Source organism: Pedobacter cryoconitis (genome assembly GCF_014207135.1).
Classification (GTDB): domain Bacteria; phylum Bacteroidota; class Bacteroidia; order Sphingobacteriales; family Sphingobacteriaceae; genus Pedobacter; species Pedobacter cryoconitis_D.
Genome location: NZ_JACHCC010000006.1, coordinates 1 through 26,977, shown reverse-complemented (window position 1 = coordinate 26,977; position 26,977 = coordinate 1). Strand labels below are relative to the sequence as shown.

The following is a 26,977-nucleotide window of genomic DNA, read 5'->3' as shown; positions in this document are numbered from 1 at the left end:
ACGGATAAATCGCTTTTATGATATAAATAAAAAAGGGTTCCTTAAAGAAACCCTTTCCATATGAAAATAAGAAAATTAGCGTTCAGCAGGCGTATAAATCTGCTGGATCAGGTTCCAGCTATAATCTGCCTGACGTTCATAGATAAACACATAATTAAAACTCTCTCTTAAGTCTGTTTTATAATCAATAGCAGCTACACCATAAGTATAGGCCAGGTCCCCTCCTGTCGACTTATCAGCATTAACAGTTCTAAGGCTCATCTTGCTCACCATACTGTTATAGAAAGCTATAATTTTATCCTTTCCGATTACTGGTTCATATCCAGGAAATACAACCCGGGCATCATGGTTAAGAAAACCACCATAAGCGGCAACACCATAAGATTTCAATGTTGCATTCAACGTTTTTTCAGTTGTTATGATGATATCTTTTTCTGCGGCCCTCTGTTTTGCATTACCAAATTTTGGTTTGAAATAATCCTTGGGTTCTATAAACTGCGGAGCAGCAGCATGTAAAGGTTTATGGTTAGTTGTTCCCAGATCAATTACCAGTTCCCATTTACCATTATTTGCCTTCCATACTGACAGATACTGACCGTAAGTTTTAGTCTCTCCATCCAGTGTATAACCCCCTGAGGTAAAACCCCAGTCTCCGCTACGTGAAACCCTTGCATAATCAGGTGCCCAGGTCAGATTTTTATCATCCGGCTGAGTAGCATAGAAAGTTTTTGCATTTACAGGATTAGGTCTGAATACCAGCGCATCATTTGCACTATATGCATTAAAGGCAGATTTTACCCCGTCTTTTGCTGCACTCGCTGCGAATTCCTCTTCAGCTTTTACCAATGATTTTGTACTTCCGTCAGAGCGCTGAGCATGTGCCCCGAAAGTAAAGGTTGCAGCCACCAGGGTGCAGATAAGTTTATTAATCATGTTATAATAAATAATATTAAATGAGTTGAACTGTTTCTTGTTATACTTTATTCCAGGTAGTCCCTTCTTTACTATCTTTTAACTGAATACCAATATCCTGTAGCCCGATACGGATTTTATCAGAAGTAGCGTAATCCTTATTCTCTTTCGCATTTTTTCTGATTTCAATAACCATATCAAGTACTTCATTCAGTTCGCCATTAGAACTGTCCTCGTCTTTTAATCCAAAGATATCATAAACGAAGTCTTGCATCAACTGTTTTAACTTATCCAGCTCTGCTGCCGAAATACTGCCTTTACCGTCATATACAGTATTAATAATTCTGGCCGCCTCGAATAACTCAGCAATAACTATAGGGCTGTTAAAGTCATCATTCATTGCTTTTACGCAATTTAACCGGATAGGTTCAATTTCAAACTCACCAGTTGCAGACGGCACAAGTTTTTCCAGCAGGCTTAATGAATTCATCAACCTTCTGAAGCCCTTCTCCGAAGCATCCAGTGCATCATTCGAGAAATCCAGTGTACTACGGTAATGTGCCTGCAGCATAAAAAACTTAACAGTCATCGGGCTGTAGCCCTTGCTTAAAAGCGGATGATCACCTGAAAATAATTGTAAAGGCATAAAACCATTACCAGCTGTTTTGGACATTCTCGCGCCATTAACAGTCAGCATATTTGTATGCATCCAATATTTTGCAGGTTGTTTATGATAACAAGTCTCTGATTGTGCAATTTCATTGGTATGGTGCGTAGCTGCAAGATCCATTCCTCCGCCATGAATATCAAATTCTTCACCCAGATATTTCGCACTCATTGCTGAACATTCAATATGCCAGCCCGGAAAACCTACTCCCCAGGGAGAAGGCCAGCGCATAAGCGTTTCAGGTTTTGCCTTAATCCATAAAGCAAAATCCAGTCTTCCCCTTTTCTCGTCCTGACCGCTCAGTTCCCTGCTATTAGCGATCATATCGTCCAGGTTACGATTGGTCAGTGCCGTATAATTATATGTTTTGCTATATTTTTCAACATCAAAGTATACCGTCCCGTCGGTTTCATAAGCATAACCATTCGCGATAATTTCCTTGATCATTTCAATCTGCTCAATAATATGCCCTGTAGCCGTTGGCTCAATACTTGGCGGCAGCGTATTGAACATTCTCAATACATCATGAAAACCCAGTGTATACTTCTGTACAATTTCCATAGGTTCCAGCTGCTCCAGTTTTGCCCTTTTAGCGAATTTGTCATCACCTTCATCACGATCACCTTCCAGGTGGCCTGCGTCAGTAATATTCCGCACATAACGAACTTTAAAACCCATATATTTCAGATACCTGAAAATTAAGTCAAAAGAAATGAAGGTACGGCAGTTACCCAGATGCACATCACTATAAACAGTAGGCCCGCAAACGTACATGCCCACATGGTGGCCGTTCAGGGGTTCAAAATTTTCCTTTTTGCGCGTAAGGGTATTGTAAAGTTGTAAACCGTTCTCCATTAGTATATATATTTTTTTAATTCAGCCCTGGAATTGCAGGCTCAGGAAAACAAAGATAAAAATTTGCAGGTATATTAGTTTATCCTTAAATCACTTCTTACAGGGAAATGATCAGATAGTTTTGCCTCGATAATCCGGTGGTTGATGATCTTGATTGTCTTGGTAGCTGAGATATAATCAATCTGGAAATTCGGGAATTTCCCATTATAAGTACGCCCCAGACCCGTTCCCTGTTCCACAAAGGAATTATGCAGGGATTTGGTCAATTGTGTAACCGCATAGGAAGCAGGTGTATCATTGAAATCTCCGGCGATCAGAAAAGGTGTTTTACATGTTTTCATGTGATCCTTCATGATATCTACCTGTCCGCTCCTTTTGAGAAAAGCAGTTTTCAGCATACGGACTATTCTTTTGGCTGGTGTAATTTCAGTATCCATCTTCTGGGTTACTTTATCCAGATAAACATAATCCTGTTTATCAAAAGCTATGGATTGCAGATGCACATTGTATACCCTTATCTTTTGCTGATTGATCAGGATATCAATGTAAATACTGGCATTTCCGCCATGATTAGTACTGAACAGAATACTTCCTTTATTGACTATCGGATATCTCGAAAAGATAGCCAGGCCGGTTGCCTCATAATCGTTCTGAGAGGAAGGGATAAAATAAAAATTATTCGTTTTCAGGATATGTTTCAGACTATCCGTAATTGCAAAGGCACCTTTACGCCGGGTATAATATTCCTGAAAACAAATGATATCAGGATTTTCATTTCTCACAACATCCAGCATCTGCTGTTTAACCGATTCATTATTAGCTTCTCCATAAGGTTTAAAGCTATGCACATTATAAGTCATCATTCTGACCAGTTCCGGAGCTGATTTGGGTCCTGCACCCGATTCACCAATAAAGCCTACAGTAGCAATCAATGGATGCCAGCCTATAACAATAATCAGGATAGTGACCAGTGCAAAGATTATTCTTCCTTTTAAAATCCAGAAAACGATAAACGCTATATTGAATAATAACACAAAAGGATAGGCTAACCCAAAAAAAGCAATGAGCTCATGTTCACGCGGGTCGAGATTACCAGCCAGAATACCCAGTAATAAGGCGAAAGCCGTAATTATCCCTATCAATAAAGTGATCTTCCCGAAAAATGTGCGCTTTTGTTTCTTCATTAATCCTTGCTCGCCTTGAATAAAATCTCCTTCTCCTCTTTACTCAATTTATCATATCCTGATTTGGAAACCTTATCCAGAACAGCATCAACGTCTTTCTGATTAACTTTTGTGCTTTTATTTTTTGCTCCTCCCTTAGATGGAGTATCATTTTTAACCACCTTTAATTTAGGTTTTGGCTCCAGCCATTTACTCAGGTCGGTACCTCCCTGAAGCACTTTAATATAGGCAAATCCCAGCAATGCACCACCTAAATGCGCAAAACTTCCACCTGGGTTCTGGGAAGCTATACTGATCAGATCAAAAACAATATAAGCCATCAGCAGGTATTTCAGCTTTACATTCCCGATAAACATCAGGCTAATGGAATAATCAGGTACCAGGGTTGCTGTAGCTACAGCAATAGCCATAACCGATGCCGATGATCCGATAATCGTCGCAGCATATACACTACTGGCAAAGGCTGGAAAGATATTATAGGCCAATGCATAAATGATCGCTCCCATCACTCCACCGGTAAGATAGACAAAATGGAACTGGCGTGGTTTTAAGAAATCCAGGAATATTCTTCCCATCCAGAAAAGCCATAACATATTAAACAGTACATGAAAAATATCGTTATGAAAAAACTGATAGGTCAGTATAGTATAAAAGCGGTAAGGCAGTTTGGGCAAAGCTGCAGGAAAGGCGACATATTCACTCAGATAGTTTAAAAACAGCATATGTGTATTCCCTGCAAGGAAATAAGTAACCCCAAAAAGTGCTACAGCCACATAGATGATGGTATTCACACCGATGTAAAAGAACACCGGATTTCCTGACTGGAAAACTTTGTATTTTAACTCCTCTAAAAGATTCTTTTTAGTCATAATAGTCGTAAAATGTATTTTTTTCTTTCCATAACTTCACGAGTATAAAGCCTAATAAGGCACCCCCCAGATGCGCATAATGCGCGACAGAATCTCCCTGGAAACTGGCAACTCCCAGACTAAGCTCTACCAGGATATAGATCGGGATGATATATTTAGCTTTAACAGGTACAGGAATAAACATAATATATAGTTCTGCATTGGGATATAACATTCCAAATGCAACAAGGAGCCCGAATATTGCACCAGAGGCACCTACCATCGGGCCAGAATAAATGCCTAAAAAGGTATTACTTTGTTCAGGGGTCAAACCTCTCAGATTCAAAGAAGCCATCCCCCTGGCTATATCAACAGTCACAGCGCCGGGATTAATGGCAGAACCTGTCATCTGAAATACTTCAAAAGCCTGAACTCCCCATTGCAGGGCCAGTGCTCCTAAACCTGTGATCAGGTAAAAATTGATAAATCTTTTAGCTCCCCATCTTGTTTCCAGTACAGAACCAAATGAAAACAAAGCAAACATATTAAATAAAATATGTGTAAAACCTCCATGCATAAACATATAAGTAATAGGCTGCCAGATCTTGAAAAGCGGCGAATCAAAATAAAATGCCCCGAGATAAAAACCCAGATTGATTCCTTTAGATTCAAAAATATAAGTAGCCGCAAAAAACAGCACATTGATAATGAGCAGGTTTTTAACTACAGGAGGGATATGAATATTATTCATGAGTTTATTTATCAAATTTTTTGTCTATTTCTGCCAGCGACATCGTCTGGATCACTGGTTTACCACTGATTGAAAAGTTCGGTGCTTTACATGCAAATAACTTTTCAATCAGCATATTCATCTCTTCCTGCCCCAGTACCGTACCACTCTTGATCGAACTATTTCTGGCCATACTTCGTGCAAGGGAGTCTCTTTTATCCAGCTTTAATTCCTGTTGGGAGTTTTTAAACCCTTCTATTAAGTGTTCGAAAAGCTGGGTCTCGTTCACCTGGTTACTTCCCAGATCTACAGGAATCCCTTCGATGACGAGTGTATTTTTCCCAAATTCTCTCACTTCAAATCCCAGACTCTTGATATCATCCAGTAAACTCTTGGCCAGCTCATAATCATTAGGACTTAAAGTTACGGTCTGAGGAAACAGACTTTGCTGTGAGGCCCCTTTTCTATCTTCCAGGTTTACGCTAAAACGTTCGTATAATATCCTTTCGTGTGCTGCCTGCTGATCAATCAGCATTAAACCTGATTTAATCTGCGAAATGATGTATTTATTATGCAGCTGCATCAGTTGTTTCTGGATCGGAGCGTATTTATCATCCGGGCCGTTTCCAGGTAACTCCATAATCACCTGCTCAGCTGGTTTTTCTTTAGAGATTTCATACAGTGAGCCCCAGTTTTTAGTACTGGGCTGCTCTCTGCCCTCCATATTTCTGAAGCCTGAGAAACCTCTGTCAGAAGAAGCGGGAGCCTTTTCCGTTTTTTCATCACTAAAGGGATTGAAATCCGGGTTGAAGCTAATGCTTGGAGGAACAATCTCATCCAGTGATTTAGGACTGATCATTCCGCTAAAAGCTGTTTCCTGATCAAAATCAATAGTTGGACTGATATTAAACCTACCCAGAGAACGTTTTACTGCCGAATGGATAATGGCATATATAGATTTCTCATCAAGGTACTTAATCTCTGTTTTGGTAGGGTGTACGTTGACATCAATCTTTGCAGGATCGATATCTATGAACAACACGTATAGTGGAAAGTTATCATCGGAGAGCAAATCTTCATAGGCCTTACTAACGGCATGATTAAGATAAGCATCCTTGATGAAACGGTTATTTACAAAAAAGAACTGTTCTCCCCGGGTCTTCTTGGCAAACTGGGGTTTTCCAATAAATCCTTTGAGATTGATGATGGTTGTATCTTCTTCGACAGGAATCAGTCTTTCGTTATAGTTATTACCAAACAAATGGACGATACGCTGTTTCAATGGCGATGAAGGAAGTCTGAAGATCTCCATGCCATCATGATGTAAACTGAAAGAGATCGATGGATTGGCCAGTGAAATTCTCTGGAATTCATCCATAATATGTCTCATTTCTGCAGGGTTACTCTTCAGAAAATTACGTCTTGCAGGTGTATTAAAGAATAAGTTCTTGATACAGATGTTTGTCCCTTCGGGCATAGCCACCGGCTCCTGTTTGGTAATTGATGCTCCGTCTAGCTCAATTAAAGTCCCGAGTTCATCTTCATAACGGCGGGTCTTCATCTCTACCTGGGCAATCGCCGCGATAGAAGCCATAGCTTCTCCACGGAATCCCATAGTACGGATAGAGAACAGGTCTTCGGCCTTTCTTACTTTCGATGTGGCATGTCGTTCAAAACACATACGTGCATCAGAAATACTCATTCCACATCCATTGTCAATTACCTGAATCAATGCTTTTCCGGCATCTTTAAGGATTAATTGTATCTTATTCGCTCCCGCATCTATGGCATTCTCCAGCAATTCTTTCACTGCCGAGGCAGGTCGCTGAACTACCTCTCCGGCAGCAATTTGATTCGCAACACTCTCGGGCAAAAGTTGTATTATATCTGACATTTATCTCCTTCGTAAAGGTCGCTAATTTAACGAAAATAAGCCTTATACATAAATCTTTTGATTATAAATACCATTTAATGACGAAGCCACTATAAGCTTTTTATATCTTTAGCGTTCTGAGTGTACTATAAATTTATGACAAAAAACAACCTTCTTCAAACACTTGCTGTTTGTATCCTGGCCATTTCTACGTTCAGTGCCTGCGCACAGCAACATCAGAAAAATGAAGACCTGCTGAAAGTCAACGCAAATATCCTTCAGCATACCGTCCTGCTAAATAATCAGGATAACATTATTCCCCTAACCGGTCTCGAAAAAAGAACGATTGCGTCAGTCAGTCTTGGTTTCAGTTATCAGACAGTTTCTGATAGCCTGCTGAATAAGTATGCAAAGATAACTTCCTTCAGTTCGGCAGGTTATGAAAATACCCCGGAGCTTTACAAACTGGAGGATGACCTGAAATATTTCAATACGGTGATCGTTTCCATCCCGGATCTGGAAACTACAAAAGCCAAGTACATTAATTTCATCAACACTATAGCCAAAAGTAAAACGGTTATCATTGCCTTATACGGTCAGCAAACAAATCTGCAGGCATTTGACAGCCTCAATACTCCATTGGTCTGGGCTCAGGACAAAAGCATCCAGACAGCTGCCCTTATTCCTCAGATGATTTTTGGCGGGATTGCAGCAAGTAATAAATTAACCCGTAATATTTCCGGGAAATACACCGCAGGATCGGGTTACACCACAACTGTTACCCGTTTAAAATACACTATTCCTGAGGACGCAGGGGTAAATTCGGATGATCTGAACGAAATAGATAATATAACTGCCGAAGCTATTGGTGCCAGAGCAGCCCCTGGTATGGTCGTTTTAGTTGCTAAGGACGGAAAAGTAATTTTCAATAAGGCTTATGGCAATCATACTTATGGCGGACTACCTGAAAAAGTAACCGACATTTTTGATCTCGCTTCAGTTACTAAAATAACCGCAACAACACCGATGGTGATGCGCCTGGTAGAAGAAAACAAATTAAAATTAGACACGAATATAGGGGCCTATATCGCCCTTGCCAGACCAACAGCGATGAATGACATTCCGGTCAGGGATGTGATGCTGCATCAGGCTGGCTTTATTCCTTATATTCCCTTTCACGATGGTGTAAAAGCCACAGATCACAGCCCCGACTCTTCGGCCGCCTTTCCTACTAAAGTAGCAGATGGTTATTTCATCAGAAAAGATTATTTCAAGGATGTGATGTGGCCTCAAATGCTGAATGCACCCATCAGGACCAGAGGCAAATATGTTTATAGTGATATCAGCATGTATGTGATGAAGGACATTGTAGAACATATCAGCGGAGAACCATTAAACATTTACGTCGCAGAGAATTTCTATGCACCTTTGGGTATGCAGACCGCAGGTTTTCTTCCAAGAAACAGGTTCAGTAAAGATCAGATCATTCCTACAGAAAACGATACGTATTTCAGAAAGACTTTACTTATTGGTTATGTTCATGACCAGGGAGCCGCTTTAGTTGGTGGTGTCTCGGGACATGCCGGTTTATTCGCCAGTTCAAATGATATGGCTATTATGTATCAGATGTTACTGAATAAAGGATCTTATGGTGGACAGCAGTATTTTAAACCGCAAACCGTGGAAACTTTCACGGCACAACAATCCAATGTCAGCAGAAGAGGACTGGGATTTGATCGCTGGGATCCGGATCTGTCAAAAAAATACCCTTCAGCAACTGCTTCTCCACAAACCTACGGCCATACAGGCTATACAGGTACAGCAGTCTGGGTTGACCAGGCAAGAGGTTTGGTTTATGTATTTTTATCTAACCGCGTCAATCCAACGGTCACCAATAAATTAGTGAGTATGGGGATCCGTTCCCGGATTGAAGATGTTATCAATAAAGCTATCGACAAAGGATTAGGAAATTAAAATCCCTATAAAACAAGGGGATATAAAATCAGACCAAATTATTCGGAGGAAACATTTTGTATTCAGCACCAATTTTTCTATAATTGCACCCGGTTAGCGAATAACCGGCTTTAAAAGCCTTCTTAGCTCAGCTGGTAGAGCAACTGACTTGTAATCAGTAGGTCATTGGTTCGATCCCGATAGAAGGCTCAGGAAACAAAAAAGGGTTCATTTTCATGAACCCTTTTTTTATGCATCAGCATTTTTATTTTTTCAATCCTATTTCTCTCAGACGTTCGTCCAGATACTCTCCTGCTGTCATATCTGAATATAACTTAGGATGAGCTTCATCAACGCAAGAATCAAGGCTTGTTAAATCCATATCAGAACGTGGGTGAAGGAAGAAAGGCACAGAGAAACGTGAAGTTTTCATGAGTTCTCTTGGTGGATTAACTACTCTATGTGTAGTAGAACGAAGCTTATTGTTTGTCAGACGCTGCAACATATCACCTACGTTTACAACGATATCAGAGTGGTGTGCTTTAATAGGTAACCATTCATTGCTGCGTGTTAATACTTCTAAACCGTCTGCACTTGCACCAATCAATAAAGTAATCAGGTTAATATCTTCATGTGCACCTGCACGAACTGCATCATCAGGTAAAGCATCAGGATTTTCGATCGGGAAGTAATGGATACCTCTTAAAATAGAATTTCCATTATGTACATGCTGATCAAAATAATCAATAGGTAACCCCAGGTAAGTAGCTATAGCTCTTAACAAATGTTTACCATTGCTTTCCAGTTTACGATAAACCTCATTCGTTACTTCATTGAAATCTGCGATTTCTTCGAGATATTCATTATCAGGATATTGTTCTTTGATAGGATCTCCATCGGTCACTGTCTGACCAATCTGCCAGAATTCTTTAAGATCTGCAGTTTTAGCTCCTTTAGCAGTTTCCTTACCTGGGCTGGTGTAACCACGTTGTCCGGCAAGTTCCGGTTTTTCATATTTAGCTTTCTGATCCGCCGGTAAATGAAAAACGGCCTGGATATTGTGATATAACTTATCAATCAATTCCTGGCTTAAACCATGATTGGTAATTGTTACAAAGCCCGAATCATTAAAAGCCCTGCCAAGTTCGTCAGAAAATTTTTTACGTTCCTGTTCTGTTCCGTCAATATAAGAACCAAGATCTAAGGTTGGAATATAGGGTGTAGACATAATATTTGCTTAATGTTTGAATTGAAACCGAAATTAGAAAACAATTGTTAATAAACCCGTCAATAATCAACATACCAAATACAATATACTAATTTACAATAACTTAAGTTATTAACATTTATACAAAAACAATCTTACAGTACTTTAGTCCATCAATCTGAGGCACCGGTTAGCTATCTTCTGATTTATCGATATACTGTCAATTTAAACAGGATCATCCGGATTAGCAAACCAACTCCTCCTGATCTGCGTAAATTGAGAAACAACAGATCCTTTTACTCTTTATTCTAAATCAAAATGAAGTATTTATCAATTATAGTTTTAATCCTCCTGTCGGTTAACACTACAAACGCACAACAGAAAAAATTACAAAAAGCGACCTTCGGCATGGGTTGTTTCTGGTGTTCCGAAGCATTATTCCAGAAACTCGATGGAGTAGTTACAGTGAAATCAGGATATGAAGGTGGCGTTCTGGCTAATCCGACCTATGAAGAAGTCTGCACAGGCACAACCGGGCATGCTGAAGTGATTGAAGTAACTTATAATCCTTCAAAGATAACTTATGATGAATTGCTGGAAGTTTTCTGGAAAAGCCATGACCCTACTACCCTGAACCGCCAGGGAGCAGATTCAGGTACACAATACCGTTCGGTTGTATTTTATCATACCCCTGAGCAAAAAGCAGCGGCAGAACATTATAAAGCAGAATTAAATCAAACAAATGCTTTTGGAAAACCAGTAGTTACAGAGATTACAAAAGCAGAGCCTTTTTATGTAGCTGAAGGTTATCATCAGAATTACTTCAATAAAAACGCTGATCAGCCTTATTGCCGCCTGGTGATCCTGCCGAAAATGGAAAAACTGGAGAAAGTGTTTAAAGCAAAACTAAAACACTAAATAAAAAGAGGGTGACCGGAAATTAATCCAGCCACCCTCTTTTCGGTATATTCAAACAGGATTAAGGGAATTTCACTCCTCTGTATTTGGTAACATCTACAGTTGGAATACTTGATCCGTATTGTGAATTGATAGATTTGATAAATTCATTGGCAACAATTGCATAACCCATCGGAGTCAGGTGGATCCCATCCAGAGAGAACAGGTTTCCGGTTATGTAACTTGCATTAACAGCTACTCCGTTTACGACTCTGCCAGCTGCATAACTTTTGAATAAAGCATTCGCATCAAACAAGGCCAGACCTTTAGCCGCCGCTACTGATCTGATTGTATTATTGTATGAAGTTGTATAATCAACAATTGAAGCAGCTTCATCTTTATCCAGTACATATTTACTTTCTACCGGATTACGTGGATCAAGACCATATGGGTAGCCCGAAGCATTTGGTACTCCGATTACATTCGCAGCTTTTAACGGAAGCAGAAAATAATCAGCTGTAGTTGCCGGTCTGCTCACGCCTGCACCAGTTTTGATAAAGATAGCCTGTACAGTTGGGGCAGCAGCCTGAACAGCTGTCAGCAGGGCCTGCAAGGTAACTGTTGTAAAATATGGTGTACTTAAGACATCAGGCACAGTTGCAACCACACCTTTTGCTCCTGTACCACCAGCTCCGCCAGTTACCAGAGCATTCGCAGCAGCATTATACAATGCGGTAAAAGTAGCTTTGTCGGTAGGAAAATCAGATGGTGTATCAGCACCACCAGTAGCGTAAAGTAAAACATCGTTATTACCTAACCACATACTGAAAAATGTAAAAGGTTTAGCAGTTACAAAATTAAGGTAAGGCGTATTATTTGTTGGTGAATTACCTGGTAAAAGACGTTCAAAATAAGGATTTACGTTTCCAAGTGGCGCGTAGGTAATCTGGTTTAACCTGATTCCTGGTACACCGTAGTTATTCAGGTCTCCGGTGTATTTTGTCAAAAGAGCAACAGTACCAAAACCAGGCAATGTAATTGAGCCACGTACAGCCTGAGCTGGGACATCAGTAACGATCGGATCTCCTGTCGGAGTAAAACCCGATAATTTTTTATGACCAGTACCATCTGCCTGAGCAGCCGTGAAAAATGGCGTACTGAAAGATCCGCCACCGACTGTCTGCATCTGCGTCGCTATCATTAATGGAAATGAATTTTGCTGTCCATCCAGATACAATCCACCATCTGCATAACCAGATGTTAAAGAATTTCCGACAGCAATGTAGCGGGTAAAGTCAGCACTCCCTTTAGAGGGGGTAATTTCTTTTAATGTGGGCTTGCAGGAGGCCGTTGCAACAACAGCGACTGCAAGAATACTTCTAAATATAAATTTCGAGTTCATAATGTTTTGCTGAAAGGTGATTACCATTTATAGGATAAAGAAATGCCAGGGATATAAGCTACTGTTTTAAAAGTTCCGCTTAAACCTGTTTCAATATTGGTTTCATTTCTTGACATAACTTTTTCATACAAGAATGATAAATCAACACTGAATCTGTCCGTGGCTTTGTATCCAAGACCCGCACTCAGCAACAGACGATTAGCATCCGGTACCTCTGGTGTCACATATCCTTTGCCTACTGGTGTAAATGCATAACCTGCACCTGCTCTTAAAGCTAAACGTTTTGTAGTCTGGTTTTGAATACCCGCACGTAATGCAGCTCCATCATGATAGTTCCTTGGAGAAGAAGTATTTGGAATTCTCGAGTTATTATTATAGTCAAAAGCCAGTACCTTATAAGTACTCCAGTGAACCCAGTTCGCATCCACAGCAATTACTGTTGCTGCAGAAGGATGAAAACCTAAACCAATAGATGAAGTTGCCGGTAAAGGCAGGTTTGCCGAGAATTTAGTCGGGAAACCACTCTTCAACGCATCTGGCACATTAAAAATGGCATCTCCGTCTTTAACTTTTGCAGTCACCTGTGAACGGTGAGTTACCCCGATGGTCACCCCTGAGATCGTTTCTACGTAAATACCAGCATTCCAGCCAAAATTAGCCGAAGTTCCTTTAAGTTCAGCAGTAGAAGACGTACCATCATTCAGTGTAATAGGAACCGCTCTTTTTAAATCAACTTTACCTAAAGCATAAACCAATCCTGCACCAATACCAATATGGTCGGTGATTTTATAACTCAATGTCGGTTGAATATAGATAGCCTGAAGATCCAGTGAAGTTACAGCATATTTACCCGTCCAGTTCGGATCCCAGTGCACCGCACCACCAAATGGAGTATAGATACCCAAACCAAAACGAAGTCTGCTTTCGGGCGAACCAAACACGCCATAGCCCATTACCGGGGTAGCTAATTTATCTTTGGTATATTCAGTGACATTTGAACCGTTCTCTCTAAAGGCTGCCTTCAGAAAAATAGGGCTAACCCCGGCCTGAACACCATTTTGCTTCAGGAATGAGACTGCCCCCGGATTAAAGAATACAGCTGCCTCATCTAAAGCAACTCCTGTGCCCGCACCACCCATGGCGGTCTGCTTTTGCCCCTGAAGGTTAACCTGATAGGATTGGGAGTAGCCCAGAATAGGCACCGCCAGTAAAAAACTTAGTAGAATCTTTTTCATATTTGGTTGGTATTAAATTGATGTTAGGTCTGCTTTATAAAATTTATGTTAACACCTCATTCATAGATTATAAGAATCTGATAAGCCTGGCATTTCGCTCATTTATTTTATGCAAGCATAACAATTAACGATTTTACTAAATAAATAAAACTTATCCAAATCTTAGGACAGATTTCTTTTCATTCATTTAGTTCAATATCATACAAAAGTCAAAACGTATCAGCTATTTCATCAAATAGAAATAACATGTCTACATTTGCTAACACTGTTATTAATTAGATGTTGTAACAGCATTTTAATCCTAGATAAATAAAATTATGAGTTTAATAGATGCGCTTAAATGGCGGTACGCAACAAAAAAAATGAATGGTGAAAAGGTCCCACAAGCTAAGGTTGACCAGATTCTTGAAGCTGCACGTCTTGCACCAACTTCTTCAGGTCTTCAGCCATTTAAAGTAATCGTGGTAACTAATCCTGAATTAAAAGCTAAAATACAAGCTATTGCTTTCGGACAACAGCAAATAGTTGATTCTTCACACTTACTGATCTTTGCAGCCTGGGAAAACTACACTGAAGAAAACATCAGATCTGTTTTCGCCCGTACAAACCATGAGCGTGGTCTTCCTGACGAAACTCCTTCAGATTACGAAGTTCAGTTATCTGCAAACTATACTGTAAGAACTGAGGAAGTTAACTTTAACCATGCCGCAAGACAAGCTTATATCGGATTTGGAATGGCAATCGCAGAAGCTGCATTGTTAAAAGTAGATGCTACACCAATGGAAGGGTTTAACCCGGCACAACTGGATGAATTATTAGGCTTGAAACAAAGAGGCCTTCGCAGTGTTACGTTATTACCATTAGGTTACAGAAATGAAACTGAAGACTGGTTGGTGAACCTGAAAAAAGTTCGTACACCATCTGCTGAATTCGTTATTGAATATAACTAAGCATCATATATTTAATTAAAAGGGAGTCTGAGTTTTCAGGCTCCCTTTTTTGTTCGGGATAATCCCATTCTAAATGTCAAAATATGTTAAAGCTTGGTTCAAATATGGAAGCTCCTGTATAATTCAATATATTAGCAAGATTAATCCCGCATTATAAGCTATACATGAAATACTTAAAATTATCATTTGCATTATTTATACTCTGTTTTTCTCTAAGTTTTCAGGCATCAGCCCAACAGGACACTACTATTTTAAACAAAATAATGAGCAGATCGAAGCTCATCGCAGAAGAACATCCTGTAGAAAAAGTTTATCTGCATTTTGATAAACCTTACTATAGTGTTGCTGACACCATGTTCTTTAAAGCCTACCTTACTTTTGAACAGAATATCCCCTCACCCTTGAGTAAAATAGTTTATGTAGACATCATGAACAGCCGGGATTCACTGGTTAAATCCTTGAAATTACCAGTAACCAACAGCTCTGCTTACGGCAGCCTGGAACTGGATATGGTGAACTTCAAACAAGGCAACTACTATGTACGTGCCTATACGGTATGGATGTTTAATTCCAGCCCCAATTATTTTTTCACCAAAACGATCACCATCGGAGAAGCTATAGACAAGAAGCTGATTACACATTTAAGCTACAACAGTTCACAGAATGACAAGACTCAGACTATAGATGCGCAGATACAGTATAAAAGCATTGATAAAGCTATTCTGGCCAATAAACCGGTCAGCTGGAGCCTGACTTCAAACTACGAGGTAGTTGGCAAAGGAAAAGGGGTTACAGACCAGAATGGTGTTTTGAAAATAAGCATTACCCCACGTAAGAATCAGATTGTCTCTAAAGGAGATCTGGTTACAGAACTCAATATGGGTAATCAGGAAGTACTCAATTCTTCTTTTGTCCTGAAACCTAAACCAGCAAGCACGGATATTCAGTTTTTCCCAGAAGGTGGCGAATTGGTCAGGGGCATACCTACCCAGATTGCCTATAAAGCCATCAATCAGGACGGGCTGGGAATTGACCTGAAGGGAACTATTACGGACAATGAGGGTAATCAGATTACGACCTTTAATTCTGCTCATTTAGGGATGGGTTCTTTTTATCTGAATGCTGAAGCAGGTAAAACTTATAAAGCAAATATCACTTTCAATAACGGAACGAAAAAAGTAGTGGACCTGCCTAAAGCAGTTGAAACTGGTATCACCGTACAGGCCAGTACTATAAATCCACAGCAAATCACTTTTAAAATTGTAGCAAGCGATACTTATTTCCAGCAGAATCAAGGCAAAAGTGTTTATTTAGTAGCTCAGAATGCCGGTCAGGTGTACTATGCTGCACACTCAAAAATACTTACCCAGGTTACTGCAGCAAAAATCCCGACTGATAAATTCCCTTCAGGTATTATTCAGCTGACTCTTTTCTCAGCTACTGGTGAGCCAATCAGTGAACGTCTTGTCTTCGTATTGCATAAAAATGCGATGAACCTGACTCTAAAAACTGATCTTCCTGCCTATAAAACCAGGCAAAAAGTAAGAATGACCGTTTCTGCCAAAGATTCATTACAACGCCTGGTTGGAAATTTCTCTCTGAGTGTGACCGATCAGCAAAAGGTACCTGTGGATGAAACTACAGAGACAACCATTCTCAGCTCGCTTTTACTAACTTCTGATCTTCAGGGATTCGTAGAACGTCCCAATTACTATTTTGTCAAAACTGATGAGAAGAAACGTGCAGAACTTGATATACTCATGCTTACGCAAGGTTATCGCCGCTTCTCCTATAAAGAGATAATGGCTGGCAGATTTCCTGCAAACACCTTCCTCCCTGAGCAGGGAATAAGTGTAACAGGTATCCTGAGAGACAGAACAGGAATGCCGGTAAGAAAAGGCGCGCTGCGTCTGACCAGTCCTGGAAGAACACTCTCGGCCGAAACCCTGACTACGAATTCAGGCCTTTTTGCTTTCCCGAACCTCGTTTTTGAAGACGGTGCAGAATTATTGATTAATGCCAAGTATAATGCGGCAGGAAGCAATATGATGATTATGCTTGATAATCCTCCACAGCCTGAGGTAACAAGCAATCCTAATCTGGCTACGGAAGTGGTTAATATTGACAGTACTTTATCTGCCTATCTGGATAACAGTAAAAAACAGTATAACAACCTGCGTACACTTAAAGAAGTAAAAATTACCGGGGCAACCGTTAAAAAGCCAAGTCATGCAGATTACACAGCCTTGACTGGTTTAAGCATGCAGCCTGACCACCAGATTGACGGTGACCGTTTCACCGGCTGTAATGATATGCTGATGTGTTTGAAAACGCTGGCCATGGGGCTTACTTTTGACGTAGACAAATTCTTTATCACCAGAGACTACATGCAGGGTAACAAGAGCACCCCGGTACAGGTATTTATCAATGGAAATGCAGTGGATGCGATTAACCTGAGCAGTGTATTGCCATCAGATGTTGAATCTGTTGAAATCTTCCTGAAAGATCAGCTGGGTCTGGTTTTCAAGAACTACAACTGTAATGGTGTCCTGGTTGTGAATACTAAAAAGACACCTAAATCAAATATGACCCTGGCCGATCTGAAAAAGATGATGCCTCAAAGCAATATGCTGAAATTCTCACCACAGGGTTATACAAAAACCAGAGAATTTTACGCACCGAAATATTTGACACAAACCAGTTCCTATACAGGAAATGATTTGAGATCAACGATTTACTGGAACCCTAAAATAGTAACGAATGCTGCTGGTGATACCATACTTGAATTCTATAATGCAGATGGTAAAGGAACCTACAGAGCTGTTATAGAAGGTGTGGATGCAAACGGAAATGTAGGCCGTTATGTTTACCGGTATACTGTTAAATAAATTCAAAACACCTGTTTATCACGTTTAAAGGTGTAATAAACAGGTGTTTTGAATTTAGCTATTAATATACCCCTCCAATTGAGAGATCGTTTGTTTCTGATCTTCTATGATGAATTTAACTACGTCTCCGATAGAGACCATTCCCGCCACCTGAGCGTTTGCGATTACCGGTAAGTGCCTGATGTGGTCATCAGTCATTATTTTCATACAATGTTCAAGACTGTCTTCAGGAGTAATAGTCAATAAATTGGCTGTCATCACCTCCCTTAGTTCCGTATCAGCTGAAGACCTTCCCTGCAGGATGATCTTACGGGCATAATCCCTTTCAGTAAATATTCCTAATAACTGACCGGCTTCCATGATAAGCAATGCGCTGATGTTCTTTTCCATCATGACGCTAAGTGCATTCAGCACAGATGTATCTGCCGGAACCGAAAAGATCTGTGCTGATTTAGTGTCGAGTAATTGTTTTACAGTTTTCATCAGTATAAACTTGTTTTAGATGGTAATGAAACTATCCTATGCAGTAGCAACGTCAGCTTCATAACACGTTAGGAGTTAGCTTATTAAATTTACTAAAAAAATTCCTAATTAGAGAATGCCGTTTTTTATTTGTGTTCTGTCGCACATTTTAAGCCCTCAGCTGTCATAACTCCTACGTATCTATCATCCATGTTATTTTCATCATCACACTCCCACAGAGAAAATCCATTTATGTAACGATCAAGATTTTTGTTCATGCTCACTTTAGTCCCTACAGGAAGTTTAACAGTCAGTTCTATGCGCTGATCCCGCCAGTTCGCTCTTTTCATTAAATGGATCTCCGGGCTGAATTTCAGTAAGGAATCCTTCTGGATAAAATCATAACCAATATTCTTTGCATGATTCAGGGCGGTAGCAAAATCCCGTCCCTGTGAGCTGTAACATTCGGTAAGTGACGGTATATTACCCTCAACCGGCTCTATTCTGATCTTTACATTCCTGGGTAAAGATGATGACCCATCCGAATTTTTCTGAATAATTTTCCCTACATAATCAGCCGAATTCAAACGGTAACGCAAACTATCCTCTTTACTGAAAAACATAGATTTATCTATTTCCAGGGTATATACCGGATAAGCCTTCAGCGGCTGATTCTGTGTAAAACTGGCTTGCTCCTTAAATTCGCCTCCAACTTTAGCCACAAAGAAAATGCTGACAGAGAATGCACATAACCAGATGAGTAATAAACCATAGGAAACCATTTTGTTAGTTGCACGGCTGTTAAACGCGATTCTTACAGAGAATAACACCAGTCCCAGTAAAGGAATAGCAATCGTGATAAAAGCTGCAATGGCGAAAGGGGTCAGAAAAGCACCATTAACAATGCTAAATGGAAAAACCTGGGCAGCTCCGGAGTACCATACCCCCAGAACAGCTGCAAGCGCAACGAAATCAGCCAGTAAACATACCGACCCGATCAGCATCAGCGTGATTGCAATAAACTTAAAAATAACCTTTCCTGTACCCTGTAGGAAAGTGCCAAGAACTGCAATAAATTCAGTGATAAAAGTCCCGGAATGTTTAACGAATGGCTTTAGGTGTTCATTAGCGTGGCTAAGATTTTCCTTTAAATTGGATAATTCCTCTTCAAAATTTTTCTTAAACCCTTGTAAATTTACAGCCTCTCCTTTCATTGACATCTTTTCAGACCTGGTTAAAGCCCTGGGTATAGCAATCCATAGAATCAGATAGGCAATCAGTCCTGAGCCACCTAAAAGTACAGTCAGTACGGCAACGATCCGTAATATGCTAACATCCATTTTCAGATAATGGCTCAGACCCGAGCAGACACCCGCAACCATTCCTTCTTCAGTATCTCTGTAGATCTTACGTTCCGCAAATGATGAACCATACGGATTTGAATATCCTACCGAAGGCTCTTCATCCGATTGCTCTTCAAAATCCCTGACAGAGCCCATCATCCCTATGACTACCTGAACATCCGCCAGTTCAATAACCTGTTTCTGCTGGGTATGCAATATTTCGGTAAACATCTCTGCGATCCTGTTTTCAATATCAGTAACAATTTCAAAATCGTCAGCACTTTTACCAAAGTGTTGTTTGACCTCCATAAGGTAATTGGTCAGTAATTCACAGGCATCTTCTTCGATATGAATGATAGAATTACCAATATTTATATTTAATGTCTTTTTCATAACCTGGGCGTTAAAGTTTGGTTGGGTTCTTTGATTGAGTTATTGCAAATGATAATTCCTGCCAGGTCCCATCTAACTGAGATAAAATAGAGGTTCCTAATGGCGTCAGCACATAATATTTACGGGGCGGCCCTGAGGTAGATTCTACCCAGTTGTAGCTTAGTAGCCCGTTATTTTTCAGCCTGGTCAATAAAGGATAAAGTGTCCCTTCCACAACCAGTAATTTTGCCGACTTTAATTCAGCAATAATATCTGAGGCATAAATCTCTCCCCGGGATATAATCAGGAGCACACAATATTCCAGTATGCCCTTCCGCATTTGCGTTTGTGTATTTTCTGCTATCATAAATCAAAGTTATGTGTTTTATATAGTAATATGCAATACATAGTACTATATAAAATCAAAACGCAGAGATAACACACTGATTTAAAGCACAATAATTTTCAACAAAGAATACATATAGCATTCATTTTGATGAATAAAGTGTCAGAAAAGATGAATTTCCACCCAAAAGTTAATCTCTTTTAAAAAGAACAAACCCGTAAAAATTCAAGACAGAGGATGTTTGCTAAATAGTACAGTGATAGCTACTTATAGCTTATCCGGAGTATTCGGAATGCCATTTTATTATAAAATAAAAAAACTTGGTCAACAGAAAGAAATAATTATCAACATTCTAACATAATTCGCCGGTTTTGGCGCAAGGTTTGTTTTAGTCAAACAGATAATTAAAAAGACGGCTATGTTAATTAAATTGAATCTAATATCTCCAACCTTTGCCAGGCAAGAGCGCGTGAGACAAGAAAAAGCGTTAACTCAAAAACAATGGATTACCATTGACAGAATCGTTATGATTATCATGTTCCTGGGTGTAATAGCTGGGGCAATTATCTTTTCTTAGACAAACAATCTTAAATAATATATTAATTTTTTAGCGTTCACCAGGGTGGGCGCTTTTTTTTATGCCCTGATTCCTTTCTATAGCAACAGTGTATCAATCCGGTGTGCCATCACCCGTTCCTGTACAGGAGACCAGGAATAGATCGTAAAATGACCATCTTGTGAAGCTACCAGAGCAATAGCATCATTCTGATCCTGTATAAACTGCGCAGCAGAAAGGTGACGTGTACCACCAACCTTTGCAGGATGCATGACAACCGCGCCGCCACCAGCTATTGGTTCAATAAATGACAATTCTTCTATCAGCTCTTTCCCTTTTGCCCGTCCGATTTTAGCCCCAAAGGCAAGTAATTCATAGTCATCACTAATTACGGTAGCCCCATCAATAGCGGTTAACCCTGCCAGATGTTCAACCTCTCTTTTCAGTACTGTCTGCCAGAAAATCTGGCTTGCCTGCTTTCTATCTTGTTTCAACAAATTGGCTAAACCACAAAACGCAGGCTGAATACCATACTGAATCGGTTTTATAATAGATTGCAGCCAGTTTCTCGAACCATTAGGTACTACAAGCAGTGTCCCTCCACGCTGATGTGAACGCATGGATACTGCCAGCTGAATCAGCACATTAACCGTATCGTTCCAATAAGAAGGAGCGGTCAGATCTAACAGGGAAAGTAACATTGGCGGACAATCGGGATGTCTTGCACTATTTACATCAACGATCTTGATCTGATCACCTTTCAGTACCGCGATATTGGTAAATTTACCAAATCCATATATCCTGCGGTGTTTAATAACCAATAAAGCCGGTTCTGAAACATCCAGTACAAAACAGAAATTGGGAATACTTGTAGTCGTTCCCCAGATATAAAGTTCGCCATCTTCCTGCCATATCCCGATATGAATGCCCGGGCGTTCTACACCGGGAGCTATCTTGGTCAGGATCGTAGGGTTAAGGGGTAACCTGTTTTTAAACAATAATGGACTTCCGCCCTGGGCAGGTGGCAAAAAAGCCAGTGATATTTTTGGAGAATGTCCTTCTTCCTTGCGGATACTTGCCCAAAAGGTAGCATCAATAATCGCCTCCACAATCTCTGCTGAAGGCAAAGGCGCAAGATCTTCTTCACCACTTTCTCTGGCAGCAGCAAGGTGCTGTGCAAAAATAGCTTCAACTTTAGGAGCGATGATTTGTGCCGCCTGATAAGTAGGTTTATAGATCATGGCTTAAAGTTAAGATATTAAATTATTTTTTCCAGCGCTTTCTGCTCCATTCTGTCCGCTCTGCGGGAGATAAAAAGGTCCAGGCTACAAAACGGCTTTGCTTTTGCCCCTGTGCCATCTCAACAGTTTTCACTCCTTTAGCTCCGGCTCTTTCCAACGCATAGTAAATCATGGACAGATGAGCGCTTTTAGAAACCAGACTGGTGAACCAGCAACATTGTGTTGCTAGCTGGGTGCTTTCCTCTATCATTTTCCTGATAAATTCAACTTCCCCTCCTTTACACCACAATTCAGCATTTTGACCTCCAAAATTCAACACAACCTCCCTTCCCTTCTGTTTGCCCAGATTACGGACCTTACGCTGACTGCCTTGCTGTGCTTCTTCAGCAGAAGTATGAAAAGGCGGGTTACACAAAGTGAGATCAAATAATTCCCCAGGTTTTACAACTCCCCGGAATATATTTGAAGCAGCATTCTGCAGTCTGAAAGTTAAGTCGTTTGACAAGGAGGGATTAACAGCTGCGATATTTGTCGCAGAACTGATTGCCCGCTTATCCACATCAGAACCTACAAAAGCCCAGCCATAGATCTGGTGTCCGATAATCGGATAAACACAGTTTGCGCCTACCCCAATATCCAGTACTTTAACTGAATGACCTTCCGGGATCACTTCTTCATTCACTGATGCCAGCAAATCTGCCAGGTAATGGATATAATCAGCCCTGCCTGGAATTGGCGGGCAAAGATAACCTTCAGGGATATCCCAGTCTTTTAATCCATAAAAATGAATCAACAATGCTTTATTAAGAGTTTTTACAGCCAGAGGGTCGGAAAAATCTATAGACAGATCTCCATAGGGATTCAAAAACACAAATGTTTCCAGTTGCGGACAACTGTTTATTAATTGTGGAAAATCATACCTCGAACGGTGTAGATTTCTGGGATGCAGGATTTGCTTTTCAACAGACATAATTTAACGCTTAGCTCAAAGGTAAGCGTTAAATGACAGATTTGACCAGATAAAAGGGAATTTACCTGGTCAAATGCAGTTAATGATTAGTTCTTACTGGTTTGTCATGTGCCACATGGATTCGTTTCATACAGTAAACACCAAAAATTAAAATGTATAAATAACAGGCTGCCGGAAGGAAAAATGAATTCTGGATTCCGAATGCATCGGCCAGACTTCCCTGAACCAATGGGAGCAAAGCACCGCCCAGTATAGCCATAACCAATAAAGATGAGCCCTGGCTTACATATTTTCCTAAACCTGAAATGGCCAGGGTATAGATATTGGAAAACATAATCGAATTGAAAAGACCTATACCTAAAATCGGATATAATGCCATACTACCTTTACTGAAAACAGAAACCAGCAATAAGGCAATATTTACACCTGCAAAGATTACCAGTGTACGGGCAGGTGCCGATTTACCGATTACAAATGCAATAATATTTAATACGATAAATACAATGAAGAAGCTGGTTTGCGCGAAAGTAAGATCCACAATACTGAATACTAACAGGTACACCGCTGCTGCTGCCAGTATCATATAAATCATTTTCTTTGCCTTTGGGAGTTCGCTCAGTGAAATTGCCCCTAAAAACCGTCCAATCATCGCACCTCCCCAATAAAGGGCAAGATAATTTTTACTGACAACCTCGGACAGATTGGTCACATCACGCTGTTCCATAAAAGCAATCAGCAAACTTCCAATCCCTACTTCGGCCCCAACGTAGCAGAAGATACCCAAAACGCCCATTTTCAATTGAGGAAACTTTAAAGCCCCCAAACCTCTTTCAGCAGATTCTTCATTACTGAAAGACGGTAGTTTAATCCTGCTGATCACCAAAGCCAGCACCACCAGGATACCTGCAAAGATCAGATAAGGGATACGAGTAGAATCTGCCGAAGCTGTTCCATCTTTTTCGAGAAACAAAGTGAAGATTAAATGTCCACCCAGGATTGGTGCAATAGTAGTTCCGAATGAGTTGAATGCCTGTGTAAGATTTAAACGGCTCGAAGCACTTTCTTCGGGCCCCAATAGGGTGACATAGGCATTAGCAGTAATCTGAAGAATAGTAAATCCTAAACCAAGTACAAATAAAGCTGCCAGAAAGACCCCATAAATGGATAAAGTAGCAGCGGGATAAAACAAACAGCAACCTACCGCAGAAAGTAATACACCAGCAATAATTCCTTTTTTATACCCAACTTTGTTAACCGGATCACCTGTATAATAGGAAATCAGGAAATAGATAAGAGAACCAATAAAATAGGCCCCGAAAAAGGCAAACTGCACCAGCATAGACTGCTGGAAATTTAAATGGAACTGCACCTTCAGATGCGGAATTAAAATATCATTCATGCAGGTAATAAATCCCCACATAAAGAAAAGAAGGGTCATTGTGACCAATGGAATTATAGAACTGTTTTTTTTAACCGGGATAGAGGTCTCCATGTTTAATTATGCTATCTGAACTTATTAATTGTGAAACTAAATCGAATAAGCAAATAAAAGAAAATAAACCTTCTTCTGAACATAAATTTGTGTTGATTAGGTAAAAAAGCGTCTGGAAGGGTATAAAAACTAAGAGCCTGTTTAAATTATTTATAAGTTTGGAGTTACATCATTGATATGCGAAGATTAATTAAGAGTTTTGGCTATGCGTTATCCGGGATAGCTTATACCGTGAAAACACAATTGAATTTCAGGATTCATCTGACTGCGGTACTGATTGTTGGTCTGGCAGGCTGGTATTTTCAGTTATCTGGTCATGAATGGTTATGGATCATACTGGCCATAGGCCTGGTACTGGTCGCCGAACTTTTAAACACAGCCATCGAATTGCTGGTTGACCTGGTATCTCCGGGTTTCAATGAGAAAGCCGGAAGGGTCAAAGACGTTGCAGCAGGTGCTGTAATTGTAGCTGCTTTTATTGCAGTGCTCATAGGTGCGATTATCTTTATACCCAAACTCATCTGATATGCTCCACAAAACCCGTGGGATAGTTTTAAAAACGACACTATACAGTGAAAGCAGTGTAGTGGTACAAATCTTTACGGCTAAATTCGGCATCCAGTCATACATGATCAATGGTGTAAAAAGGCCAAAAGCTAAAATCAGAATGAATATGCTGCAAGCTCTTCATCTGGTTGACATGGTCGTTTATCATAAAGCGAACTCCAGTATACAACGTATCTCTGAGCTCAGACCTTCACCGGTATTCCGCAGTATCCCCTATGATATCATCAAAAGCACAATCATTATTTTTCTGAATGAAGTACTTTATAAAAGTATACGCCAGCAAAATGCAGACGAAAATATCTTTGACTATATTTTCAATGCGGTTTCGTGGTTTGACGAAACTGAGACAGCCAATGCCAATTTCCATCTTGCTTTTTTATTAAAACTATCCCGGTTCCTGGGCTTTGCTCCCAGTACACAGACTAAAAGTGACCAGAGTTACTTCGATCTGCAGGAGGGAGAATTCAGATCATTGCCCCCGTTACACCCTTATTTTATAGAAAAAACTGCGGCCGGATTATTTATTACACTCTTCACAACCTCATTTGAAAAATTAAATGAAATAAAAATCGACAACCTTACCAGAAGACTACTTCTTGATAAAATACTGATATACTACACCTTACACACCGCTTCTTTTGGCGAAATAAAATCTCATCAGGTTCTGGAAGAAATCTTATCTTAAATATTTTAAAAAAGTTTTGGAGTTTTAGTTTAGAGGTGTATATTTGCACTCCCAACAACGGGGAACAGCTTACTCAGCTAGCCTAACGGCAAAAAGAGTAGAATCAAGGGGAGATTAGCTCAGCTGGTTCAGAGCACCTGCCTTACAAGCAGGGGGTCACTGGTTCGAACCCAGTATCTCCCACTAAATAAGCCCTTCAGGTACAAATGAGGGGTTTTTATTTAACCAAAGCCGGCCAGGCTTCTATCAAATGGCAGAACCAAAGGGAGATTAGCTCAGCTGGTTCAGAGCACCTGCCTTACAAGCAGGGGGTCACTGGTTCGAACCCAGTATCTCCCACTAAAAAGCCTTCAGATTAATATCTGAAGGCTTTTTCATTTTTAGGGGATTTCATTATACTTGAGTTGAATTACGCTCTATATTGTATTCGGGGTTGGAATAGGGTTGGTATAGCTCATGGCTATACCAACCCTATTCCAACCCCGAATACAATACGAATACAAACCAGTTTGTCCTATACTGAGATAAGTTTACAGTAAAAAGTGAATTACTGATTTGTGTTTACAATGATAGTTTTAATTCCTGTTTGTTGTTTACAATGATTTTGGATATTCCTGAATTGAGTTTACTTAACTGCTATACTGAGTGTTTTTGGGCTAACATTCTCCCATTTATGTGTGTTTTGTGGGGTTTGAAAATTACAACTGGTATGCAATCTAAGATTATTGTATTTGTGTATCCCCAGCTCCACAAATGATTTTGCCTGAGCCATATTTTTAAAAGATTTTTCCAGTTCGAGTTCCATTTTTAAGATACCATTGACCCGCTCGGCAATTGCGTTGTCATACGGGCTGCCTGATTGGGTCATGCTGATCAGTATATTGCTCTGTTTAAGCAAAGCAACGTAATCATCACAGCAATACTGCGTCCCTCTGTCAGAGTGGTGGATTAAAGGCCTCTCAGGATATACTCTCCCCTTTAAAGCGGATTTAAGTGCTTTTATGCAACCTATTGCCTTTAAATCACTGGCAAGATGATACCCTACAATCTTCCTGGAATACGCATCAGTGACCAATGAAAGATAAAGGAAACAAGTGCTTGTACGCAAATAGGTGATATCGCTTACCCATATTTCTTCAGCCTGTAAAGCGGCTCTTCGCTGAACAAGATCGGCATGCACTTTAAAACGATGATGGGAATTAGTCGTACGTACCCATTTCCTCTTGCCCTTGATCAGCATGTCCTGGGAACGAACCAGATCAAATACTGCGTCTCTACCCATCGAGATACCATGACCTTGTAAAAAACCAGCATTGAGTGCCTTGTAAAGCTTAATACAACC

The 26,977-nt window shown here is 40.2% G+C and carries 22 protein-coding genes and 3 tRNA genes; 9 read left to right on the top strand and 16 right to left on the bottom strand.

Annotated features, from left to right (window positions below):
- Positions 1 to 75 precede the first annotated feature (75 nt).
- From HDF25_RS11820 to mutL, 6 genes are all read right to left on the bottom strand, one after another.
- Positions 76 to 933, bottom strand: coding sequence for a nuclear transport factor 2 family protein (locus tag HDF25_RS11820; RefSeq protein WP_184624977.1), 858 nt, complete (start codon positions 931 to 933; stop codon positions 76 to 78).
- Between the two features lie 40 nt (positions 934 to 973).
- On the bottom strand, positions 974 to 2,434 hold the full coding sequence (gene cysS / locus HDF25_RS11815) for a cysteine--tRNA ligase (protein ID WP_184624976.1): 1,461 nt from the start codon (positions 2,432 to 2,434) through the stop codon (positions 974 to 976).
- 74 nt (positions 2,435 to 2,508) lie between these two features.
- Positions 2,509 to 3,618 (bottom strand): endonuclease/exonuclease/phosphatase family protein, encoded by a 1,110-nt coding sequence (locus tag HDF25_RS11810; RefSeq protein ID WP_184624975.1) that lies wholly within the window; start codon positions 3,616 to 3,618, stop codon positions 2,509 to 2,511.
- On the bottom strand, positions 3,618 to 4,487 hold the full coding sequence (locus HDF25_RS11805) for a rhomboid family intramembrane serine protease (protein ID WP_184624974.1): 870 nt from the start codon (positions 4,485 to 4,487) through the stop codon (positions 3,618 to 3,620). The genes HDF25_RS11810 and HDF25_RS11805 overlap by 1 nt, the downstream gene beginning before the upstream one ends.
- Positions 4,480 to 5,217: a rhomboid family intramembrane serine protease gene (locus HDF25_RS11800; protein WP_184624973.1), complete on the bottom strand. Its 738-nt coding sequence runs from the start codon at positions 5,215 to 5,217 to the stop codon at positions 4,480 to 4,482. Before HDF25_RS11800 ends, HDF25_RS11805 begins: the two co-directional genes overlap by 8 nt.
- A gap of 4 nt (positions 5,218 to 5,221) precedes the next feature.
- A complete protein-coding gene (gene mutL, locus HDF25_RS11795; RefSeq protein ID WP_184624972.1) occupies positions 5,222 to 7,090 on the bottom strand; it encodes a DNA mismatch repair endonuclease MutL in 1,869 nt (622 codons plus the stop codon).
- Positions 7,091 to 7,225: 135 nt separating this feature from the next.
- Here mutL and HDF25_RS11790 point away from each other — a divergent pair, with 135 nt between their 5' ends.
- Together HDF25_RS11790 and HDF25_RS11785 are read left to right on the top strand one after the other, a co-directional pair.
- Complete coding sequence (locus HDF25_RS11790) at positions 7,226 to 9,043, top strand: serine hydrolase domain-containing protein (RefSeq protein ID WP_184624971.1); 1,818 nt, start codon at positions 7,226 to 7,228, stop codon at positions 9,041 to 9,043.
- Positions 9,044 to 9,159: 116 nt separating this feature from the next.
- Positions 9,160 to 9,232, top strand: a tRNA-Thr gene (locus tag HDF25_RS11785).
- A gap of 55 nt (positions 9,233 to 9,287) precedes the next feature.
- On the opposite strand, the gene HDF25_RS11780 is transcribed toward HDF25_RS11785, so the two are convergent.
- A complete protein-coding gene (locus HDF25_RS11780; RefSeq protein WP_184624970.1) occupies positions 9,288 to 10,250 on the bottom strand; it encodes an isopenicillin N synthase family dioxygenase in 963 nt (320 codons plus the stop codon).
- A 297-nt stretch (positions 10,251 to 10,547) separates the two neighbouring features.
- On the opposite strand from HDF25_RS11780, the gene msrA reads away from it, so the two are divergent.
- A complete protein-coding gene (msrA, locus tag HDF25_RS11775) occupies positions 10,548 to 11,147 on the top strand; it encodes a peptide-methionine (S)-S-oxide reductase MsrA (protein WP_184624969.1) in 600 nt (199 codons plus the stop codon).
- Between the two features lie 61 nt (positions 11,148 to 11,208).
- Here the strand turns inward: msrA and HDF25_RS11770 are convergent, their stop codons facing one another.
- A complete protein-coding gene (locus HDF25_RS11770) occupies positions 11,209 to 12,528 on the bottom strand; it encodes an SGNH/GDSL hydrolase family protein (RefSeq protein WP_184624968.1) in 1,320 nt (439 codons plus the stop codon).
- Positions 12,529 to 12,548: 20 nt separating this feature from the next.
- Positions 12,549 to 13,763, bottom strand: coding sequence for an OmpP1/FadL family transporter (locus HDF25_RS11765; RefSeq protein ID WP_184624967.1), 1,215 nt, complete (start codon positions 13,761 to 13,763; stop codon positions 12,549 to 12,551).
- Positions 13,764 to 14,080: 317 nt separating this feature from the next.
- Between HDF25_RS11765 and HDF25_RS11760 the strand changes: the two genes are divergently transcribed.
- Positions 14,081 to 14,713, top strand: a complete 633-nt coding sequence (locus HDF25_RS11760; RefSeq protein WP_184624966.1) for an NAD(P)H-dependent oxidoreductase — start codon at positions 14,081 to 14,083, stop codon at positions 14,711 to 14,713.
- Positions 14,714 to 14,976: 263 nt separating this feature from the next.
- The gene (locus HDF25_RS11755; RefSeq protein WP_260409363.1) at positions 14,977 to 17,601 is read left to right on the top strand and encodes a carboxypeptidase regulatory-like domain-containing protein; all 2,625 of its coding nucleotides are present in this window, start codon (positions 14,977 to 14,979) and stop codon (positions 17,599 to 17,601) included.
- Between the two features lie 54 nt (positions 17,602 to 17,655).
- On the opposite strand, the gene HDF25_RS11750 is transcribed toward HDF25_RS11755, so the two are convergent.
- From HDF25_RS11750 to HDF25_RS11725, 6 genes are all read right to left on the bottom strand, one after another.
- On the bottom strand, positions 17,656 to 18,084 hold the full coding sequence (locus HDF25_RS11750; RefSeq protein WP_184624964.1) for a CBS domain-containing protein: 429 nt from the start codon (positions 18,082 to 18,084) through the stop codon (positions 17,656 to 17,658).
- A 125-nt stretch (positions 18,085 to 18,209) separates the two neighbouring features.
- Positions 18,210 to 19,799, bottom strand: coding sequence for a PspC domain-containing protein (locus HDF25_RS11745; RefSeq protein WP_184624963.1), 1,590 nt, complete (start codon positions 19,797 to 19,799; stop codon positions 18,210 to 18,212).
- Positions 19,800 to 19,809: 10 nt separating this feature from the next.
- Positions 19,810 to 20,145, bottom strand: a complete 336-nt coding sequence (locus HDF25_RS11740) for a PadR family transcriptional regulator (RefSeq protein ID WP_184624962.1) — start codon at positions 20,143 to 20,145, stop codon at positions 19,810 to 19,812.
- 633 nt (positions 20,146 to 20,778) lie between these two features.
- Positions 20,779 to 21,921, bottom strand: coding sequence for a putative sensor domain DACNV-containing protein (locus tag HDF25_RS11735; protein ID WP_184624961.1), 1,143 nt, complete (start codon positions 21,919 to 21,921; stop codon positions 20,779 to 20,781).
- A 22-nt stretch (positions 21,922 to 21,943) separates the two neighbouring features.
- Positions 21,944 to 22,891, bottom strand: coding sequence for a 23S rRNA (adenine(1618)-N(6))-methyltransferase RlmF (gene rlmF, locus HDF25_RS11730; protein WP_184624960.1), 948 nt, complete (start codon positions 22,889 to 22,891; stop codon positions 21,944 to 21,946).
- A gap of 79 nt (positions 22,892 to 22,970) precedes the next feature.
- Positions 22,971 to 24,383, bottom strand: a complete 1,413-nt coding sequence (locus HDF25_RS11725) for a sugar MFS transporter (RefSeq protein WP_184624959.1) — start codon at positions 24,381 to 24,383, stop codon at positions 22,971 to 22,973.
- Positions 24,384 to 24,560: 177 nt separating this feature from the next.
- Here HDF25_RS11725 and HDF25_RS11720 point away from each other — a divergent pair, with 177 nt between their 5' ends.
- The 4 genes from HDF25_RS11720 to HDF25_RS11705 all read left to right on the top strand — a co-directional run bounded on the left by HDF25_RS11720 (position 24,561) and on the right by HDF25_RS11705 (position 25,974).
- A complete protein-coding gene (locus HDF25_RS11720) occupies positions 24,561 to 24,908 on the top strand; it encodes a diacylglycerol kinase family protein (RefSeq protein WP_184624958.1) in 348 nt (115 codons plus the stop codon).
- A 1-nt stretch (position 24,909) separates the two neighbouring features.
- Positions 24,910 to 25,635, top strand: coding sequence for a DNA repair protein RecO (gene recO / locus HDF25_RS11715; protein WP_184624957.1), 726 nt, complete (start codon positions 24,910 to 24,912; stop codon positions 25,633 to 25,635).
- Positions 25,636 to 25,743: 108 nt separating this feature from the next.
- Positions 25,744 to 25,818: transfer RNA gene (locus HDF25_RS11710), tRNA-Val, on the top strand.
- A gap of 81 nt (positions 25,819 to 25,899) precedes the next feature.
- Positions 25,900 to 25,974: transfer RNA gene (locus tag HDF25_RS11705), tRNA-Val, on the top strand.
- Positions 25,975 to 26,260: 286 nt separating this feature from the next.
- Here HDF25_RS11705 and HDF25_RS11700 read toward each other — a convergent pair.
- Positions 26,261 to 26,977 (bottom strand): IS3 family transposase (locus tag HDF25_RS11700; RefSeq protein ID WP_184624956.1); only part of this gene is annotated, 717 nt, incomplete at its 5' end.

Coding starts and splice junctions, on each gene's coding strand:
- HDF25_RS11790 (WP_184624971.1), top strand. CDS start 7,226: ATGACAAAAAACAACCTTCTTCAAACACTTGCTGTTTGTATCCTGGCC.
- HDF25_RS11780 (WP_184624970.1), bottom strand. CDS start 10,250: ATGTCTACACCCTATATTCCAACCTTAGATCTTGGTTCTTATATTGAC.
- HDF25_RS11800 (WP_184624973.1), bottom strand. CDS start 5,217: ATGAATAATATTCATATCCCTCCTGTAGTTAAAAACCTGCTCATTATC.
- msrA (WP_184624969.1), top strand. CDS start 10,548: ATGAAGTATTTATCAATTATAGTTTTAATCCTCCTGTCGGTTAACACT.
- HDF25_RS11765 (WP_184624967.1), bottom strand. CDS start 13,763: ATGAAAAAGATTCTACTAAGTTTTTTACTGGCGGTGCCTATTCTGGGC.
- recO (WP_184624957.1), top strand. CDS start 24,910: ATGCTCCACAAAACCCGTGGGATAGTTTTAAAAACGACACTATACAGT.
- HDF25_RS11805 (WP_184624974.1), bottom strand. CDS start 4,487: ATGACTAAAAAGAATCTTTTAGAGGAGTTAAAATACAAAGTTTTCCAG.
- mutL (WP_184624972.1), bottom strand. CDS start 7,090: ATGTCAGATATAATACAACTTTTGCCCGAGAGTGTTGCGAATCAAATT.
- HDF25_RS11720 (WP_184624958.1), top strand. CDS start 24,561: ATGCGAAGATTAATTAAGAGTTTTGGCTATGCGTTATCCGGGATAGCT.
- HDF25_RS11755 (WP_260409363.1), top strand. CDS start 14,977: ATGAGCAGATCGAAGCTCATCGCAGAAGAACATCCTGTAGAAAAAGTT.
- HDF25_RS11750 (WP_184624964.1), bottom strand. CDS start 18,084: ATGAAAACTGTAAAACAATTACTCGACACTAAATCAGCACAGATCTTT.
- HDF25_RS11770 (WP_184624968.1), bottom strand. CDS start 12,528: ATGAACTCGAAATTTATATTTAGAAGTATTCTTGCAGTCGCTGTTGTT.
- HDF25_RS11735 (WP_184624961.1), bottom strand. CDS start 21,921: ATGATCTATAAACCTACTTATCAGGCGGCACAAATCATCGCTCCTAAA.
- rlmF (WP_184624960.1), bottom strand. CDS start 22,891: ATGTCTGTTGAAAAGCAAATCCTGCATCCCAGAAATCTACACCGTTCG.
- HDF25_RS11760 (WP_184624966.1), top strand. CDS start 14,081: ATGAGTTTAATAGATGCGCTTAAATGGCGGTACGCAACAAAAAAAATG.
- HDF25_RS11740 (WP_184624962.1), bottom strand. CDS start 20,145: ATGATAGCAGAAAATACACAAACGCAAATGCGGAAGGGCATACTGGAA.
- HDF25_RS11725 (WP_184624959.1), bottom strand. CDS start 24,383: ATGGAGACCTCTATCCCGGTTAAAAAAAACAGTTCTATAATTCCATTG.
- HDF25_RS11745 (WP_184624963.1), bottom strand. CDS start 19,799: ATGAAAAAGACATTAAATATAAATATTGGTAATTCTATCATTCATATC.
- cysS (WP_184624976.1), bottom strand. CDS start 2,434: ATGGAGAACGGTTTACAACTTTACAATACCCTTACGCGCAAAAAGGAA.
- HDF25_RS11810 (WP_184624975.1), bottom strand. CDS start 3,618: ATGAAGAAACAAAAGCGCACATTTTTCGGGAAGATCACTTTATTGATA.
- HDF25_RS11820 (WP_184624977.1), bottom strand. CDS start 933: ATGATTAATAAACTTATCTGCACCCTGGTGGCTGCAACCTTTACTTTC.